This window comes from Gilliamella sp. N-G2, from assembly GCF_002142215.1.
Taxonomy (GTDB): Bacteria; Pseudomonadota; Gammaproteobacteria; order Enterobacterales; family Orbaceae; genus Gilliamella.
Genome location: NZ_NAST01000024.1, coordinates 20,997 through 38,513, shown reverse-complemented (window position 1 = coordinate 38,513; position 17,517 = coordinate 20,997). Strand labels below are relative to the sequence as shown.

13 protein-coding genes, 1 pseudogene and 1 riboswitch are annotated in these 17,517 nt (G+C 34.9%); of the genes and pseudogenes, 10 read left to right on the top strand and 4 right to left on the bottom strand.

Translation table 11 applies throughout. The features are described from left to right. The first annotated feature begins 84 nt into the window (after positions 1 to 84). The 6 genes from B6C99_RS10525 (at position 85) to B6C99_RS10500 (ending at position 6,522) form a co-directional block, all read left to right on the top strand. Positions 85 to 1,260, top strand: a complete 1,176-nt coding sequence (locus B6C99_RS10525) for a pyridoxal phosphate-dependent aminotransferase (RefSeq protein ID WP_086359784.1) — start codon at positions 85 to 87, stop codon at positions 1,258 to 1,260. Beyond that, a complete protein-coding gene (locus B6C99_RS10520) occupies positions 1,245 to 2,063 on the top strand; it encodes a MetQ/NlpA family ABC transporter substrate-binding protein (RefSeq protein WP_086359783.1) in 819 nt (272 codons plus the stop codon). Before B6C99_RS10525 ends, B6C99_RS10520 begins: the two co-directional genes overlap by 16 nt. A gap of 2 nt (positions 2,064 to 2,065) precedes the next feature. Further along, entirely contained in the window at positions 2,066 to 3,085 is a 1,020-nt protein-coding gene (locus B6C99_RS10515; protein ID WP_086359782.1) for a methionine ABC transporter ATP-binding protein, read from the top strand. Next, on the top strand, positions 3,085 to 3,756 hold the full coding sequence (locus tag B6C99_RS10510) for a methionine ABC transporter permease (RefSeq protein WP_366939966.1): 672 nt from the start codon (positions 3,085 to 3,087) through the stop codon (positions 3,754 to 3,756). Before B6C99_RS10515 ends, B6C99_RS10510 begins: the two co-directional genes overlap by 1 nt. A 13-nt stretch (positions 3,757 to 3,769) precedes the next feature. Then, positions 3,770 to 5,128 (top strand): FAD-binding oxidoreductase, encoded by a 1,359-nt coding sequence (locus B6C99_RS10505; protein ID WP_086359781.1) that lies wholly within the window; start codon positions 3,770 to 3,772, stop codon positions 5,126 to 5,128. Positions 5,129 to 5,442: 314 nt separating this feature from the next. Next, positions 5,443 to 6,522 (top strand): hypothetical protein, encoded by a 1,080-nt coding sequence (locus tag B6C99_RS10500; RefSeq protein ID WP_086359780.1) that lies wholly within the window; start codon positions 5,443 to 5,445, stop codon positions 6,520 to 6,522. Positions 6,523 to 6,673: 151 nt separating this feature from the next. Here the strand turns inward: B6C99_RS10500 and B6C99_RS10495 are convergent, their stop codons facing one another. Both B6C99_RS10495 and clpB read right to left on the bottom strand, forming a co-directional pair. After that, positions 6,674 to 7,477 carry a Cof-type HAD-IIB family hydrolase gene (locus B6C99_RS10495; RefSeq protein WP_086359779.1) on the bottom strand — a complete coding sequence of 268 codons (804 nt, stop codon included), beginning with the start codon at positions 7,475 to 7,477 and terminating at the stop codon, positions 6,674 to 6,676. 322 nt (positions 7,478 to 7,799) lie between these two features. Then, entirely contained in the window at positions 7,800 to 10,370 is a 2,571-nt protein-coding gene (gene clpB, locus B6C99_RS10490) for an ATP-dependent chaperone ClpB (RefSeq protein WP_086359778.1), read from the bottom strand. Between the two features lie 274 nt (positions 10,371 to 10,644). Then, positions 10,645 to 10,690, top strand: a riboswitch (PreQ1 riboswitch). Positions 10,691 to 10,693: 3 nt separating this feature from the next. Between clpB and queD the strand changes: the two genes are divergently transcribed. Continuing rightward, positions 10,694 to 11,122, top strand: a complete 429-nt coding sequence (gene queD, locus B6C99_RS10485) for a 6-carboxytetrahydropterin synthase QueD (RefSeq protein ID WP_086359777.1) — start codon at positions 10,694 to 10,696, stop codon at positions 11,120 to 11,122. Continuing rightward, on the top strand, positions 11,119 to 11,733 hold the full coding sequence (locus B6C99_RS10480; protein WP_086359776.1) for a 7-carboxy-7-deazaguanine synthase QueE: 615 nt from the start codon (positions 11,119 to 11,121) through the stop codon (positions 11,731 to 11,733). Before queD ends, B6C99_RS10480 begins: the two co-directional genes overlap by 4 nt. 371 nt (positions 11,734 to 12,104) lie before the next feature. Here the strand turns inward: B6C99_RS10480 and pgeF are convergent, their stop codons facing one another. Together pgeF and rluD are read right to left on the bottom strand one after the other, a co-directional pair. Next, on the bottom strand, positions 12,105 to 12,872 hold the full coding sequence (pgeF, locus tag B6C99_RS10475; RefSeq protein WP_173795341.1) for a peptidoglycan editing factor PgeF: 768 nt from the start codon (positions 12,870 to 12,872) through the stop codon (positions 12,105 to 12,107). 8 nt (positions 12,873 to 12,880) lie between these two features. Further along, positions 12,881 to 13,855: a 23S rRNA pseudouridine(1911/1915/1917) synthase RluD gene (rluD, locus tag B6C99_RS10470; protein WP_086359774.1), complete on the bottom strand. Its 975-nt coding sequence runs from the start codon at positions 13,853 to 13,855 to the stop codon at positions 12,881 to 12,883. A gap of 93 nt (positions 13,856 to 13,948) precedes the next feature. On the opposite strand from rluD, the pseudogene bamD reads away from it, so the two are divergent. After that, positions 13,949 to 14,671: pseudogene (gene bamD / locus B6C99_RS10465) on the top strand (outer membrane protein assembly factor BamD); the annotation flags it as partial. Between the two features lie 257 nt (positions 14,672 to 14,928). After that, complete coding sequence (gene leuS, locus B6C99_RS10460) at positions 14,929 to 17,511, top strand: leucine--tRNA ligase (protein ID WP_086359772.1); 2,583 nt, start codon at positions 14,929 to 14,931, stop codon at positions 17,509 to 17,511. Positions 17,512 to 17,517: the final 6 nt, after the last annotated feature.

Here is a 17,517-nt window from a genome sequence, read left to right as displayed (position 1 = left end):
CTATATATAAATATATTATTTAACAGCTAAATTAAGTTTTTATATTATAATCATTTGCTTCATAATTTTAATAAATAAAAAACAATGCATAAATTAGCCAATCGACTCGATCACTTTTCTGATTCTGTTATCCGTCGGATGACTCGGATCGCTAATCAATATCAAGCAATCAATTTATCACAAGGGTTTCCTGATTTTGAACCACCTAAGCCTTTAATTGATGCGTTAAAACAAGCTGCAGATGATGGTCCTCATCAATATGAAATCACATGGGGTTCAGCCGAATTTCGACATTTGTTAGCTAAAAAACAACAAAAATTGATGAATATTGATATCAATCCAGATGAAAATGTGCTGGTAACATGTGGTAGTACCGAAGCAATGATGTGCGCAGTGATGACGGTCTGTAATCCGAAAGATAAAGTGATTATCTTTTCTCCTTTTTATGAAAATTACGGGGCAGACGCGATTCTATCCGATGCTACCCCAATTTATGTACCGCTAATTCCACCAACATTCGAATTTGATAAGCAACAACTACGACAAGCTTTTGAACAAGGAGCTAAAGCTTTAGTTTTATGTAATCCTAGCAATCCTTGTGGCAAGGTATTTACCAAAGCAGAACTTGACTATATTAGCCAACTAGCTATCGAATTTGATGCTTACATTATTACCGATGAAGTTTATGAGCATATGGTTTACGCACCACATCAACATCTCTATTTGGCCAGTTTTCCTAATATGAAAGAGCGAACAATTTGCTGTAGCTCACTATCAAAAACATATTCGATAACTGGTTGGCGACTTGGATATATTATTGCTGATAAGAAAATTATTGATGGTTGTAAGATGATTCATGATTTTCTTACCGTTGGTGCTGCAGCACCATTACAAAAAGCTGCATGTGCTGGATTAGCCTTAGGTGAAGATTATTACCAACAGTTAACCCAAACCTATACTAATAAACGGCGTTTATTTTTAAAGGGATTAGATGACATAGGACTTACTTATTATGAACCTCAAGGTGCTTATTATGTTTTAGTTGATATTTCAGAGATTAATCCTTTTAATACTGATTTTGAATTTTGTGAATGGTTAATCAGAGAAGTGGGTGTAGCTACCGTACCAGGCTCCGCCTTTTTTAAGCACCCTGAATATCGCTATATTCGCTTCCATTTCGCAAAACAAGAACCAACGCTAATTGCAGCTTTAGAAAGATTATCCAAACTCAAGGAAAAATTATCATGTTTAAAAAACTAATTGTGGCTAGTTTAGCTATTTTATCGTCTTTAATTGTCTTAACTGGTTGTGACAATGCTAAAAAAGAAAATCAAATTACGGTAGGTGTTGCCGCTGGGCCATATGGTGATATGTTTAAACAAGCTATTGCACCAGGTCTTGAAAAGAAAGGTTATCAAGTAGAAATTCGTGAATTTAGCGATTATGTTCAACCAAACTTAGCACTAGCTAATAAAGAAATTGATGTTAATTTGTTTCAACATTTAACTTATCTTAATAACTTTAAACAAGCACGCAATTTAGATATCACTGCTGTTGGCTTTGTACCAACTGCTGGCGCTGGAATTTATTCAAATAAAATTACTGATTTTTCACAGTTAAAACAGGGTGATCAAGTCACGATAGCTAACGATGTAACTAATGAAGCTCGAGCATTACGCATTTTAGAAGCCGCTGGATTAATTAAGCTCGATCCTAATGTGGATAAAAATAATCTCACCCCTAACAACGTAATCGAAAATCGTTATGGATTAAATATTGTACCAATTGAAGCACCACAAACACCACGTTCTTTAGATAGCGCTGTATTATCAGTAGTTAATGGCAATTATGCGATTGGTGCAGGGTTAGATCTTTCAAAAGCGCTTTATCAAGAAGTTTTAGATAAAGATCTTAAAAATGTTATTGCGATTCGCAATGAATCTAAAGATAAATTAGGCAAAGACATTATCGAAGTACTTAAATCACCAGAATTTGCTCAAGTGATTAATAATAAAAATGGTATTTTCTATACCTTCCAAAAACCAGATTATCAGTTATTTTAATTATGCAAACTAACCCATTAATTCAGGTAAAAGATGTTTCGGTAAGATTCGAAGCAAACCAGCAAGTGATTGAAGCCGTAAAAAAGGTCTCATTTGATGTTAATCAAGGTGAGATCTTCGGTATTATCGGCTCGAGCGGTGCAGGTAAAAGTACATTAGTAAGAACCCTTAATCGACTTGCTGATCCCTCTTCCGGACAAATCATTATCAATGGCGTTGACATAAAAACCTTGCACGGTCGTCAACTGCAAGCATTTCGTTTTCAAGTTGGGATGATTTTTCAAAACTTTAATTTGGCGACATCGAAAACCGTCTATGAAAATATTGCTTTTGTGCTCAAAGCAGCAGGAAAAAAAGGCGATACTGTAAAAAATAGAGTCAACGAATTACTTGCTTTAGTTGGGTTAAGTGATAAAGCTAATGCCTACCCTGCCGAACTCAGTGGTGGGCAAAAGCAACGAGTTGGCATTGCTAGAGCGCTTGCCAATGATGCAAAAATTCTATTGTGTGACGAAGCGACAAGTGCATTAGATCCAACTACCACTAGCGCAATACTTGATTTATTAAAAGAGCTTAATAAAAAATTTGCATTGACCATAGTACTTATTACTCATGAAATCGATGTGGTTAAAAAGATCTGTCATCGAGTTGCAGTAATGTCACAAGGCGAAATAGTGGAAATGAATACTACTTTTAATCTGTTTGCCTGTCCTAAACAGCCCTTCACGCAAGAATTTCTCAATATTGATGAAAACACTCATTTACCTGATATCATCAAACAAAATGCCAAAGGTAAATTAGTACGTTTGCGTTATATTAACGAAAACACTACCCAACCAATACTATATCAATCAGCAATTGAAACTCAAGTGGCATTCAATATTTTGCATGGTTTTATAGAGTATTTTGATAACCAAGCGTTAGGTAATTTGGTGATCGAAATTATTGGGGAACCAGATAATATTCAAAAACTGATAACAAAGTTAGCACAGCAAGAAGTTATTATTGAGGAAATAAATTAATGATAAAGCTCACCATTGCCGAAATGGCGCAAATGTTATGGCAAGCAGCTTACGAAACATTTATCATGGTAAGTTGGTCATTATTAGCTGGTCTAATATTCGGTACACTCATAGGTTTATTGCTGTTTTTAATGTCAAATCAATTCTTTTTCAAAAATAGAATTATCAATAGTATCGCTAATTTTATCATCAATGCCACTCGTTCAATTCCTTTTTTGATTTTAATGGTTACCGTACTACCTTTGGGAGCGTTACTCGTCGGCACGACTGTAGGCCCCAAAGCGGTAATTTTCCCTCTTTCACTTGCAGCTATCGCATTTTATGCTAGGTTAGCTGAAAATGCATTTAGTCAAATAGATAAAGGGGTGATAGAAGCAGCAGTAGCAAGTGGTGCATCGCATATCCGCATTATATTTGGTATTTTATTTCCAGAAGCAATGGCACAATTGATTCGACACGCAACGGTTACCACCATTTCACTTATTAGTTTTAGCTCAATGGCGGGGGTTGTTGGCGGTGGTGGTATTGGTGACTTAGCCATTCGTTATGGTTATCAACGCTATGTAACCGAAATCCTCATTTTATGTATTATTATTCTTATTTTTATTGTGATGGTGATTCAATATCTTGGTGACAAGTTAGCTAACCACTTCGATAAAAGTTATAAATAGTTGGTAATTCAGCATGAACAAACTCACAGACATTATTACAGATCCTAAACGTATCATTGCAAAAAATGCGATTCCACAATCGCATTTAACTGATGGTTTAAAATTAAAATATGGCTATGCCGACATATTAGTCTATCCCAAAACTACAGCAGAAGTGGCTAACATTGTTAAATACGCTAATACCAACAATCTTAATATTACTACTCGTGGTGCTGGTACTAACTTAGTCGGCTCGACTATTCCTAATGGCGGTATTATTCTTGATTTATCCTTAATGAATCATATTGTTGAACTGGACAAGCAAACCTTCACCGTCACTGTGCAATCGGGTATTTTGCTGCAAGACCTGCAACAGTTTGTTGAACAACATGACCTTTTTTACCCGCCAGATCCAGGCGCTAAAAATGCCACCGTTGGCGGAAATATTAGTACAAATGCTGGTGGTATGCGGGCGGTAAAATATGGTGTGACTCGAGATTATGTGCAAGCTATTGAAGTTGTAATGGCTGATGGTAGTGTGTTAAATATTGGCAGTAAAAATGTTAAAGACAACACTGGACTAGCCTTAAAACACCTCTTTATTGGCAGTGAAGGTACCTTAGGTATCATCACACAATGTACTTTAAAACTGATAGCCAAACCAAAAGTATCACAAACCTTTATTGTTGGTTTTAACACTATTGAACAAGCTATTAATAGTATTACTACCGTGTTACATACCCTTACGCCTACTGCATTGGAATTTGTTGAACGGAAAGTCGCACAATGGGGCGAACAGTACTCTGGTTTTAAATTCCCGCTACCAAATAACCAAGCTTATCTGATTATTATGCTTGATGGTTCCGATCTACAAACCATTGAACAACAACGCAAACTGCTATTAACTAATTTAGGCGATTGTGACTATTTTGTTGCCGAAGATAATAATCAAACTAATCAAATCTGGACGATTCGAGGTTCGTTAGTACGTGCAGTTGAAGCAATCACCGAACAAGATCCGATCGATATAGTGGTACCAATAAATCGCATTAGCGATTTTATCAATTTCACCAAACAGCTAGAAGCACAAACTCAAATGCGTATGTTAGCCTTTGGTCATGCTGGTGATGGTAACATTCATCTATGCATTTTGCGTGATAATCGTGATGATAAACAATGGCAATCTGATCTGCAAAATGTTCACCAAGCGCTTTATCAAAAATGTCTTGAATTAGGAGGATTGCCTTCAGCAGAACATGGCATCGGAACGGCGAAAGTAAGTTATTACAATGCTGCAGTTCCTGAAGCAAATCGCCAATTAATGCGTGCAATTAAACAACAGTTTGATCCTAAAAATTTTTTAAACAATCAAGTCTATATGATAATGATTTAATCCATTCATCACTTTATTAATTACTATTCAATGATGTAAATTTAGGTTAAAACAATTTTAATGGATGGATTATAAATAACGCTAAGAGGGGCGTCCTATTAAAAAACTCAGTTCCTCGTTTTTTTTATAGACAATCTTATTTATAATATTTTAATTAATATAATGTCTATTTATTTAATAACTGTAATATGTTATATGGATATAAAATAACTACTGATTATAATATTTGCGAAAATTAAAAACTCTAGAAGTTAAAAGACACTTGCTTAAAACTTTTGCTATATTATAAATAGACAATCATTGTGGATATTTATATGAAAATTATTCTATTTCTTATTTGTCTTTGTCTTTCGTTCTCAGGTAGATGTGCAATTTATGCATTTACTGACAATAGTTCTAATAAAGATATTACTTTATATTTCAATAGTAGCATTACTTCGTTACATTTCTTAATTGATAAGCGTAATCCTCACCAACTTTGGCAACCTTTGGTACTAGATGAAAGTTCATTTGATGCAGATAACAAAAGTGTCGTTTTTTACAATAAGAATTCTTCAAATAATAAGCACTCCTATATTAAATTAGATAATATTAAATTTGATAAAACTGATGAATATGGCTCTGAATACAGAATTTTAAATTACGAATTAACTGGAGTTTGGTTTGATGAATATCAACAACGCTTAAAGCCAATCAAATTGCAAAGAGATTTTTTCATCAATGAAGAAGATATTAGCAGCGAATTTAATAATATTGAATTATTACAACATGATAGTTTAGAAAATATTTACTTTACCGCTGTATTACGAAAGCAAAAAAATGAAAAGATTAAGTTATATGGAATCAATATTTATGAGCAAACATCTAATAAATTATTACAAAAAATCGAAAATTTGAATTATAGCTACAATTCAATTTATAGCATTCATCTACAAGATATTAATTTTGATGGCGTTGCAGATTTAGCAATTGAACGTTACAAATTTAATGCTAGACGAGGTTCCAATTATGATTATTATATCAACCATCATAATAAATTTATCGCAACTCATCTTTGGGGGAGTCATATAATCTTTAATCCAAAAGATAGATCGGCTGAAGGCAGTAAAGACTGTTATGATTTTGATGATCAAAATCACAGAGTCTTAACCAAAATAACTGCGATTTACGATTATCATAATTATCGATATGTTAATAAAAGCAATAGCTGCCATTATTATAATTTCGATAGTAAGCAAAATCGTCAATGCACTGATTTAGAATATAATAATTGTTTACTTAATCGTAATAATATTTATACTGAAAATCCTAGTGTAATAGGTGAAGATAATATTCTTTATAATGATAAAGTATGGTACAAAGGTAAATTAATACCTGGTTATATATACGACTAAGTACGATCTTTGATATTAAATTATAGAAAAATAAGAAGTCCACCTAAAGTCTAGGACTTCTTTGTTAAATTAAGTTATTTTCAATTTTATATTTAATCACAACGATTACATAATTTAGTTTTGATAAACTAAAAACTCCTTTCCTCAATTTTTATTTTGTTTGTAGTGCTAACATCAATTGGATAGTTTTCATCACAGCACTTTCGTTGTTTGATCCAGTAATAAATTTAGCTACTGCTTTGGTATCATCAAACGCGTTTCGCATAGCAAAACTATAGTTCGCTTGTTCAAGTAGTTCGATGTCGTTGTAACCATCACCAAATGCCATTGTTTCGTGGTAAGTAACATTTAACATTTGTTGTAATTTTTTTATGGTGTTACCTTTGTGTACATTATACTCAGTGATATCTATCCAAGCGGCTTCGGACACTACAATATAAACATCATTTTCATAAGGCGTTAAATGGGTGCGTGTTTGTGGACATTGGCCATTTTCATCATAAACAGTAATTTTTATAAAATCGTCTGTGATTGTTGTTAAATCATCAACTTCAATAATAGTCGTATAAGAGCCTCGTACTTTTTGCTTTAAATGAGCAGGTAGATTAGATTTAATTACAGCGCCATTGCGGGTACAAGCGATAATAACATGCTCTTTACTGGCTTGTTCAAGCGTAGCAATAATACGTTGACCAATCTGGTTTTGAATAAAAGATCGATAAACAAATTCACCATTATGTTTAATAGCTGTTGCGCTATCACCGACGATCCAAATTTTATCACTATAAGAACCAAATAGTTCTTCAACTCGTTCACACTGTTTACCTGTGCAAGCAACAAATTGGATATTTTGTTTTGCCATAAGATCATTAACTTGCCTGAACAAATCCCGATCATAATCGCCTTGATTATTTAAAAATGTTCCATCTAAATCAGTGATAATTAATTTAATCATTTTTATATTTCCTTAATGTGAACTAATTGATTAATGTAAATTTTATCCTAGTTGTTTGTAAGTAGGCAATTGAATTATATTTAATATATTCATTTAAAATTATTTGAATTTTTAGAGTGTGGTTTGGAGCAATTATGTTTATATAATAAGTAAATTGAAACTAAATATATTTTTTGGTTTAAAAATATAAATCTTTAAAATCTTAATTTATAGCTACTTTGCTTAATAGTAAAAAAACAATAAAAAAGCCTGAAAATTAATTTTCAGGCTTTTTGGCTTTATTAATATTGTTGTAATTTCGACAACCAATCAATAAGTAGCTTTACTGTTTGGCAACAATATTACCATCATCCAAATCTAGATGAATCGTTTTACCCGGAACTAATTTGCCAGATAGAATCTGTTGTGCTAATGGATTTTCAATCTCTTGTTGTATTGCACGTTTTAATGGTCTTGCACCATAAATTGGGTCAAAACCAACTTTAGCTAATTGTTCCAGTGCGGCATCAGAGATATCCATTTCATATCCACGCTCATCAAGACGTTTTTCAACATGAGCTAATTGAATTTTCGCAATTGCTTTGATGTTTTCTTGTCCTAATGGATGGAATACCACAGTTTCATCAATACGATTGATAAACTCCGGTCTAAAGTGTTTAGTTACCACAGTCATGACTAACGCTTTCATCTCATCGTAACTTAGTTCGACTTGACCTTGAATCAGATCAGAACCTAAGTTAGATGTCATGATGATTACTGTATTGCGAAAATCGACAGTTCGACCTTGTCCATCAGTTAATCGTCCATCATCCAATACTTGTAATAAGATGTTAAAGACATCTGGATGAGCTTTTTCGACTTCATCGAGTAAGATGACAGAGTATGGTCGTCGTCTCACAGCTTCAGTTAAATAGCCACCTTCTTCATAACCAACATAACCAGGAGGTGCACCGATTAATCGAGCCACAGAATGTTTTTCCATAAACTCAGACATGTCGATACGAACCATAGCATCTTCACTGTCAAACATAAAGTTAGCCAATGCTTTGCAAAGTTCTGTTTTACCCACACCTGTTGGTCCTAAAAATAAGAAGGAACCAATCGGTTTATTTGGATCAGAAAGCCCTGCTCGACTACGGCGAATAGCATTGGCCACAGCAACCACCGCTTCATTTTGACCAATAACACGTTTATGTAGGGCGTCTTCCATATGTAACAGCTTTTCTTTTTCACTCTCTAGCATTCTCGATACAGGAATACCAGTTGCTTTGGATAAAACTTCAGCAATTTCATTATCGGTGACTTTGTTACGCAATAACTTCATGGTTTTACCTTCTAGCTGTGTGGCTGTAGCTAGTTTCTTCTCTAATTCTGGAATTTTGCCATACTGTAGTTCGGACATCTTGTTTAAGTCACCCATTCGGCGAGCCTGTTCTATTTCAGTACGTGCTTTTTCCAACTCGGCCTTGATATTTTGAGTACCCGAAAGCGCAGCCTTCTCTGATTTCCACTCTTCTTCAAGTGATGCATAAGCCTTTTCTTTTTCAGCAAGTTCATCATTTAACATCTCAAGTCGTTTTTTACTTGCATCATCAGACTCTTTCTTGAGCGCTTGTTGTTCAAGTTTGAGTTGAATAATACGTCGTTCAAGGCGATCCAATGACTCTGGTTTTGAGTCCATTTGCATACGGATACTTGATGCTGCTTCATCAATTAAGTCGATCGCTTTATCTGGTAACATACGATCAGAGATATAACGATGCGACAAAGTTGCTGCTGCAACAATTGCTGGATCGGTAATTTGCACATGATGATGCAGTTCATAACGTTCTTTTAAACCGCGCAATATTGCGATGGTATCTTCAACTGACGGTTCTGCCACATAAACTTTTTGGAAACGACGTTCTAATGCCGGATCTTTTTCGATATATTGACGATATTCATCAAGCGTGGTGGCACCAACACAGTGTAACTCACCTCGAGCTAATGCTGGTTTTAACATATTACCAGCATCCATTGCACCATCACTTTTACCTGCACCGACCATAGTATGTATTTCATCAATAAAGAGAATAATACTACCTTCGGCTTTCGCGATATCTTTAAGTACCGCTTTTAAGCGTTCTTCAAATTCACCACGATATTTAGCACCGGCAATTAATGCCCCCATATCTAAGGATAAAACTCGTTTGTTACGTAAACCCTCTGGCACTTCACGATTAACAATACGTTGTGCTAATCCTTCAACGATAGCTGTTTTACCTACGCCTGGTTCACCAATAAGCACGGGGTTGTTTTTGGTTCGACGTTGTAATACTTGTATTGTACGACGAATCTCTTCATCACGACCAATGACTGGGTCAAGCTTGCCTTGTTCGGCTCTTTCTGTTAAATCAATGGTATATTTTTTCAATGCACCACGTTGATCTTCAGCATTAGGATCGTTCACGTTATCACTCCCTCTTACTTGGTTAACTGCTTGGCTAAATTTGTCTTTGCTGACACCTGCTCTTTTTAAAATATCAGTTAAATTACCTTTTTCATCTAACGCAGCCAGTATGAATAGTTCAGATGAAATATAGCTATCGCCATTTTTTTGCGCTAATTTGTCACATAGATTCAAAATTCTTACTAATTCTTGTGATGGAATAACTTCACCACCAATGCCTTGAACTTGGGGTAAACGTTCGATTGCTTGATTTAATTCTTGTTGTAATGTCGCAATATTTGCGCCTGACGCCACCAGTAATGGATTAATCCCACTGCCTTCTTGATTAAGCATGGCAGATAATACATGGATGGGCTCTATATATTGATTGTCTTTACCTAATGCGATTGATTGCGCATCAGCTAAAGCTTGTTGAAATTTGTTAGTGAGTTTATCTAACCTCATATTATTTATCTCCTAAGCAATAAATTTGGTTTAAATGTGAAACACATTCAATCCATTTGCATAATCACTAAATGAGTGTGGAAGAATAAATTTCAAGAGCTGATTAACAATATTTTTGACGAATTTTTGCAATAAAATCGTTTATATTTTACTCGCGTCTTTATAAAAGATAAAGTAGTTTGAAAAACCAGCACTTAAGCAAAAATGTTTAGTAAATTTGGATGACACTCAAACTTTTATCCTTTATATTAGCCGCTTTATTTTGTTAGGTTAGCTAACCGTGGTTCGTAATCCATCCCACGAAAAAAAACTAGGAAAGAAATATGTTTAAAATTGCTAAAGAGTTCCAGTTTGATGCTTGTCATATGTTAGATGGGCACAATGGAAAATGTCATAACCTACATGGTCATACCTACCGTTTGTTAGTCGAGATCAGCAATGAACTTATTACCAGCGGTTCAAGTGCTGATATGGTAATGGATTATGCTGACATAAAATCAGTTGTAAAACAGCAAATTATCGACCAACTCGATCATGCTTATCTTTATAATCAAAATAATGCTAATGAAAGCCAAATAGCAGAGCTTTTACAGCAAATGCAACGTAAAATTTTTGCTTTTCCTTGTCGCACTACTGCAGAAGGAATGAGTAAATTTATTTTTGACCACTTATCACAATTTCTACCTGTGTCGATGATTAAGCTTTGGGAAACCCCTACTTCTTATTGTGAGTATCATCGGAGCGAAAAATGATCGAATATCGTATTGTTGAAATCTTCGAATCTTTACAAGGCGAAGGTTATAACACTGGTATGCCAGCTATTTTTATTCGTTTTGCCGGTTGTAATTTAAACTGTAGTTGGTGTGATACTAATTTCCGCAAATTTCAACGTTTTACGTTAGAGCAAATACTGACAAAAGTTAAACAATATAAAAGTAGCAATATTATTATTACCGGTGGTGAGCCCACAATGGTAAAAGAGTTATCTTTATTATTAACTCATTTAAAACAAGCTGGTTACTATATTGCAATTGAGAGTAATGGACTAGGTAAAGTCGATCCGCTGATTGATTATATTGCACTGAGTCCTAAATTTTGTTATCACCATCGTTATCAAAAAATTTTGCAATCAACAGCCAGTGAAGTAAGAATTGTCGCTGAAAAGCATATTGGTTTTATAGATTTTTGTTTCTATATTGAACAACAGATCCAAGCTAAACGTTACTATTTATCCCCCTGCGAAACAAATGGTGAAATGAATATGTTTGATACCATTGAGTTGTTAGGTAAGATTAATCATAATCGTATTGATAATAAATGGATGCTAAGTCTACAAACACATAAGTTTGCAAATATTGAATAGTTATTATTAATTACTCTTGGCTAACAATATAAAACAATTAACTTCGTTGTAATCAATTTATTTTTCAGATAAGAGAGTGTTAAAAATATTAAGAACGCCTATAGATTAAAAAGCAATTTTTTCTTACAACAGAATATATTACTACCTTATGTTGCGCTTCTGATAATTAATTTGCAAACTTCCGTTTTTGGTCATCTAAATAAAATAGACTGTTATTCTATGTAAAAAAGTACTCTTAGTTGTAATGATCCATTATTAGTAGTTTAAAGATTTTCACCTTGTTATCGATTTGACAGAAATGATAAAAACAAATCAGCTAGATTTGTTTATTCACCATAGTTAGTAGGATATTCATGCTTTGTCTAGTAGTTTTATTCAAACCAAATCATTGTTGCCATTCTTCCGGTATTATTTTCTCGACGATATGAATAAAACAGATCTCGCTCAGTATAGGTACAATAGTTACCACCATAAATTTGCTTAATTCCGATTGAGTTTAATCGCTGTTTGGCAATCATATAAAGATTTGCTAAATATTTTTGTTTTTTGGCATCTATTAGTTTAAATGCTTGACGCGCATTTGCATCGTAAGCTTCAAACTGCTTTTTCACTTCGCCTCCTACTTCAAATTTTGTAGCGCCAATTGCTGGACCAAGCCAAACTATGATATCACTAGCCTTACAATAAAATTTCTTTGCCGTTTCTTCTAAAATACCATGACAAAGCCCACGCCAACCGGCATGAGCGGCAGCGACCTGATTGCCTTTAATTGAACAAAATAGTACAGGCATACAATCAGCCGTTAAGACGACACTAACTTGATTGGCTTGCCGAGTATATGATCCATCAGCTTCAAATCGCTCACTATTATCAATCAATCCAGTTGCCGGTTGTAATTGAATTTCTGAAATATCAAGTACGTTTGTGCTATGGGTTTGATTTAACCAATAAGGTTCGCTAGGAATATTTTCAGCACTAATTATATGACGACGATTTTCGACAATATTATTCAAATCATCACCAGTACGGCTACCTAAATTTAGACTGTCAAAAGGTGTAGAACTTACACCACCTATGCGAGTTGTAGTAAAAGCACGAATATTTGTCGGTGCTGGCCAATAGGGATAAATTGATTTAATCATAACAATTACCAATCAAGTTCATCTTTATGAAGTTCTGTATCTAATTGTAACTCTTGTATTAATTTTTGCATATCATCAGGTATTGGTGCATGCCATTCCATTAGCTCGCCAGTAATTGGATGATATAAACGTAACATAATGGCATGTAAGGCTTGACGATCAAAATCACGCAAAGTTTGGATAAATGATTCGCTAGCACCTTTCGGTGGTCTTGGTCGGCCACCATAAAGAGGATCACCGACTAAAGGATGCGCAATATGTGCCATATGTACACGAATTTGATGGGTACGACCCGTTTCAAGTCTTAAACGTAATCGAGTATGTAGACGATATTTTTCCATTACTCGATAATGTGTTACTGCTGGTTTTCCAGTTGGAAAAACCGCCATATGGGTCCGTTTAGTTGGATGGCGAGTAATTGGTTGATCTACGGTTCCACCAGCAGTGATGATTCCCATAGCAACCGCTTCATACTCACGAGTTATCTCACGAAGTTGTAATGATTCAACTAAATGAGTTTGTGCTTCAATGGTTTTAGCAACAACCATTAAACCTGTAGTATCTTTATCTAGGCGGTGAACAATACCTGCTCTTGGTACCCGTGAAATGTCTGGATAGTGATAAAGTAATGCATTTAATACAGTACCATTTGGATTTCCTGCACCAGGATGAACAACTAAATCTCTTGGTTTATTAATAACCAAAATATGATCATCTTCATAAACGACATTAAGATTTATATCTTCTGGTTGGTGATAGGTTTCTTCTTCAATTTCAACTTCGATGGATATTTTTTCACCACCGAGTACTTTATCTTTGGGTTTATTTACAATATTATTGTTTACTAATACTTTATTATTTACGATCCATTCTTTAATTCTTGACCTTGAGTAATCAGGAAAAAGCTCGGACAAAGCCTGATCCAAACGCATTCCAAGCTGGGTTTGTTCGATTTCAGATGAAAGTTTTAACTTATGCATGTTTAATTTATCTATTTTAAGCTGAGATGTTTTAGAGTATTATATACTAATCATCGCCTTTAATGTTTAATTATATTTTGGATTGAAAACTGAATGAAATTGCGCTTACACACTATCTTAGCTATTGCCTTAAGTAGTATGCTAATTGGCTGTACAACTACAAAGCCTGATGTTGAAAATGTGCCAGAGATTGAACTCCACAATAAAGCCAAAGCAGAGCTTGAGAGTGGAAATCTAAAATCCAGTATTACTGTTTTAGAGGCTATCGATAAAAATTATCCATTTGGACCTTATTCACAGCAAGTTCAACTCGATTTGATTTACGCATATTATAAAACAGCAGATTACCCTTTGGCCATTGCATCAATTGATCGCTTTTTAAAATTAAACCCGACTCATCCTAATATTGATTGGGTAATTTATATGCGCGGAATCTCTAATATGGCGCAAAATGACAACACTATTCAGGGATGGTTTAATGTCGATCGCTCTGATCGTGATCCTGAATTTGCCATGGCGGCATTTAAAGATTTTACTTATTTGGTATCTAGTTTTCCAAATAGTAGTTATGCAGCTGATGCCCAAAAGCGTTTAATATTTTTGAAAAACCGTATTGCACGTCATGAATTAAAAGTATCGCAATATTACACTAAACGTGAAGCCTATGTTGCGGTGATTAATCGGGTTACCCAAATGCTAGCATTATTCCCTGATACTGATTCAACTAAAAGCGCACTATTATTAATGCGTAATGCTTACAATGAATTAGGTTTAGTTGATGAAAGTACAAAAGTTGATCAACTTATTCAGGCCAATTTGGAAAATATACCAAAAGAAGAACAAAAATCATTTTTCTCCAAGTTTACTAGTGTATTTAATGGTGGTTAATTATTGACTAAGCGGGCATAGCCCGCTTTTTGTGCATTTTTACTAATGCGTTATATCTAAATTACCTCTTTTAATTCCTAATAAATCAATCCTACAATTCACATAACGTTTGTAAAACATCTCAATAACCAATACAATTAGCAAATTATTTTTATTAGCAATAATAGATAGGACATTAATTCGTCATGCAAGAACAATATCGCCCAGATGAAGTTGAAGCCAAAGTACAAAAACATTGGCAAGAAGACAAAACATTCCACGTTACTGAAGATCAATCTAAAGAGAAGTATTACTGTCTATCGATGCTTCCATATCCTTCAGGTCGTTTGCATCTTGGTCATGTCCGAAATTACACTATCGGTGACACTATTTCACGCTATCAACGTTTGAATGGTAAAAATGTATTACAACCAATCGGTTGGGATGCATTTGGTTTACCCGCCGAAGGCGCAGCAGTTAAAAATAATACAGCGCCAGCCAAATGGACTTATGAAAATATTGCTTACATGAAGAAGCAATTACAGCTACTTGGTTTTGGTTATGATTGGGATCGTGAAGTAACAACTTGCCGCCCTGAGTATTACAAATGGGAACAATGGTTCTTTACCAAACTATTTGAAAAAGGTTTAGTTTATAAAAAAACTTCAGCTGTTAACTGGTGTCCAAACGACCAAACTGTATTGGCTAATGAACAAGTGGTTGAAGGTTGTTGTTGGCGCTGTAATACACCTGTTGAGCGTAAAGAAATTCCACAATGGTTTATCAAAATCACTGAATATGCAGATGAGTTATTGAATGATTTAGATACTCTTGAAAGCTGGCCAGAACAAGTCAAAACAATGCAACGAAACTGGATTGGTCGTTCTGAAGGGGTGGAGTTTGATTTCGCCGTTGAAAACTATAGCGATAAGTTACGTGTTTATACTACTCGCCCTGATACTTTAATGGGGGTAAGTTTCGTTTCGATAGCTGCGGAACATCCACTTGCTCAATTAGCTGCACAAAATAATCCAAAAATTGCTGACTTTATTGCTGAATGCAAAACGACTAAAACCGCTGAAGCCGACATGGCAACAATGGAAAAAAAAGGTATGGCAACAGGATTTTTTGCTATCCATCCATTAACTGGCGCAAAAGTTCCAGTTTGGATTGCTAACTTTGTATTAATTGAATACGGCACAGGGGCGGTGATGGCGGTGCCTGGTCATGATGAACGTGATTATGAGTTTGCATCAAAATATAATCTACCAATCAAACCTGTTATTTTAACACAAGATGATCAAGCACCTGATCTATCACAGCAAGCTTATACTGAACATGGTAAATTATTTAATTCTGGAGAGTTTGACGGTCTGAATTTTGAACAAGCCTTTAATGCCATCGCAGAAAAACTTATCGCATTAGGTATTGGTAATCGTAAAGTAAATTATCGTTTACGTGATTGGGGAGTCTCTCGTCAACGTTATTGGGGTGCGCCTATTCCTATGGTGACACTTGAAGATGGCACAACAATCCCAACACCAGAAGATCAACTGCCAGTCATTTTACCAGAAAATGTTGAAATGAATGGTATTACTAGTCCAATTAAAGCAGATCCGAATTGGGCAAAAACTACAGTTAATGGTCAACCTGCACTACGTGAAACGGATACTTTTGATACGTTTATGGAGTCGTCTTGGTACTATGCACGCTATACCTGCCCTCATTATGACAAAGGTATGTTAGATGAAAATGCAGCAAATTATTGGTTGCCTGTTGATCAATATGTCGGTGGTATTGAACATGCAATCATGCATTTACTTTATTTTAGATTCTTCCATAAATTAATGCGTGATTTTGGTTTAGTAAAATCGGACGAACCAGCCAAACGCTTGTTGTGCCAAGGTATGGTTTTAGCTGATGCGTTTTATTATACAAGCCCTACCAACGAACGTATTTGGGTTTCACCAACTGAAGTCACTATTGAACGTGATGACAAAGGTCGTATTGCTAAAGCCACAGATAGTAAAGGTAATGAACTTGTTCATGCTGGTATGACAAAGATGTCTAAATCAAAAAATAATGGTATCGATCCACAAGAGATGGTTGAAAAATATGGTGCAGATACCGTTAGATTATTTATGATGTTTGCCTCTCCAGCTGATATGACGCTTGAATGGCAAGAATCTGGTGTGGAAGGTGCAAATCGTTTTATTAAACGTGTATGGCGTTTAGTATATGAACATGCTCAACTAGGTAAAACAACAACTCTTGATCTATCTAAATTGACAGCCAATCAAAAAACTTTACGTCGAGAACTACATAAAACGATTGCTAAGGTCAGTGATGATATTGGTCGCCGTCAAACTTTCAATACGGCAATTGCAGCAGTAATGGAATTTATGAACCGCTTACAAAAAGCGCCACAAGAAACAAATCAAGACCGTGCATTAATGGATGAATCATTAAATGCAGTTGTCAGGTTACTTTATCCTATGATGCCTCACGCTTGTTTCGTTATGTGGCAGGCATTAGGTCATAGTGAAACCATTGATAATGCATCTTGGCCGACTTCTGATGAATCGGCAATGGTTGAAGATGAAAAATTAATTGTTGTACAAATCAATGGTAAAGTGCGTGGTAAATTTACTGTCCCTGCAGATGCCGAACAAGATTTTGTAGTAGAACAAGCTAAACAAGAACCAAACATTCAAAAATATTTAACTGATACGACAATTCGTAAGGTTATTTATGTGCCAGGCAAATTATTGAATTTGGTTGTAAGTTAGTAATGT

Coding starts and splice junctions, on each gene's coding strand:
- B6C99_RS10480 (WP_086359776.1), top strand. CDS start 11,119: ATGATCGAATATCGTATTGTTGAAATCTTCGAATCTTTACAAGGCGAA.
- rluD (WP_086359774.1), bottom strand. CDS start 13,855: ATGCATAAGTTAAAACTTTCATCTGAAATCGAACAAACCCAGCTTGGA.
- leuS (WP_086359772.1), top strand. CDS start 14,929: ATGCAAGAACAATATCGCCCAGATGAAGTTGAAGCCAAAGTACAAAAA.
- B6C99_RS10500 (WP_086359780.1), top strand. CDS start 5,443: ATGAAAATTATTCTATTTCTTATTTGTCTTTGTCTTTCGTTCTCAGGT.
- B6C99_RS10505 (WP_086359781.1), top strand. CDS start 3,770: ATGAACAAACTCACAGACATTATTACAGATCCTAAACGTATCATTGCA.
- B6C99_RS10515 (WP_086359782.1), top strand. CDS start 2,066: ATGCAAACTAACCCATTAATTCAGGTAAAAGATGTTTCGGTAAGATTC.
- B6C99_RS10510 (WP_366939966.1), top strand. CDS start 3,085: ATGATAAAGCTCACCATTGCCGAAATGGCGCAAATGTTATGGCAAGCA.
- B6C99_RS10520 (WP_086359783.1), top strand. CDS start 1,245: ATGTTTAAAAAACTAATTGTGGCTAGTTTAGCTATTTTATCGTCTTTA.
- B6C99_RS10525 (WP_086359784.1), top strand. CDS start 85: ATGCATAAATTAGCCAATCGACTCGATCACTTTTCTGATTCTGTTATC.
- B6C99_RS10495 (WP_086359779.1), bottom strand. CDS start 7,477: ATGATTAAATTAATTATCACTGATTTAGATGGAACATTTTTAAATAAT.
- clpB (WP_086359778.1), bottom strand. CDS start 10,370: ATGAGGTTAGATAAACTCACTAACAAATTTCAACAAGCTTTAGCTGAT.
- queD (WP_086359777.1), top strand. CDS start 10,694: ATGTTTAAAATTGCTAAAGAGTTCCAGTTTGATGCTTGTCATATGTTA.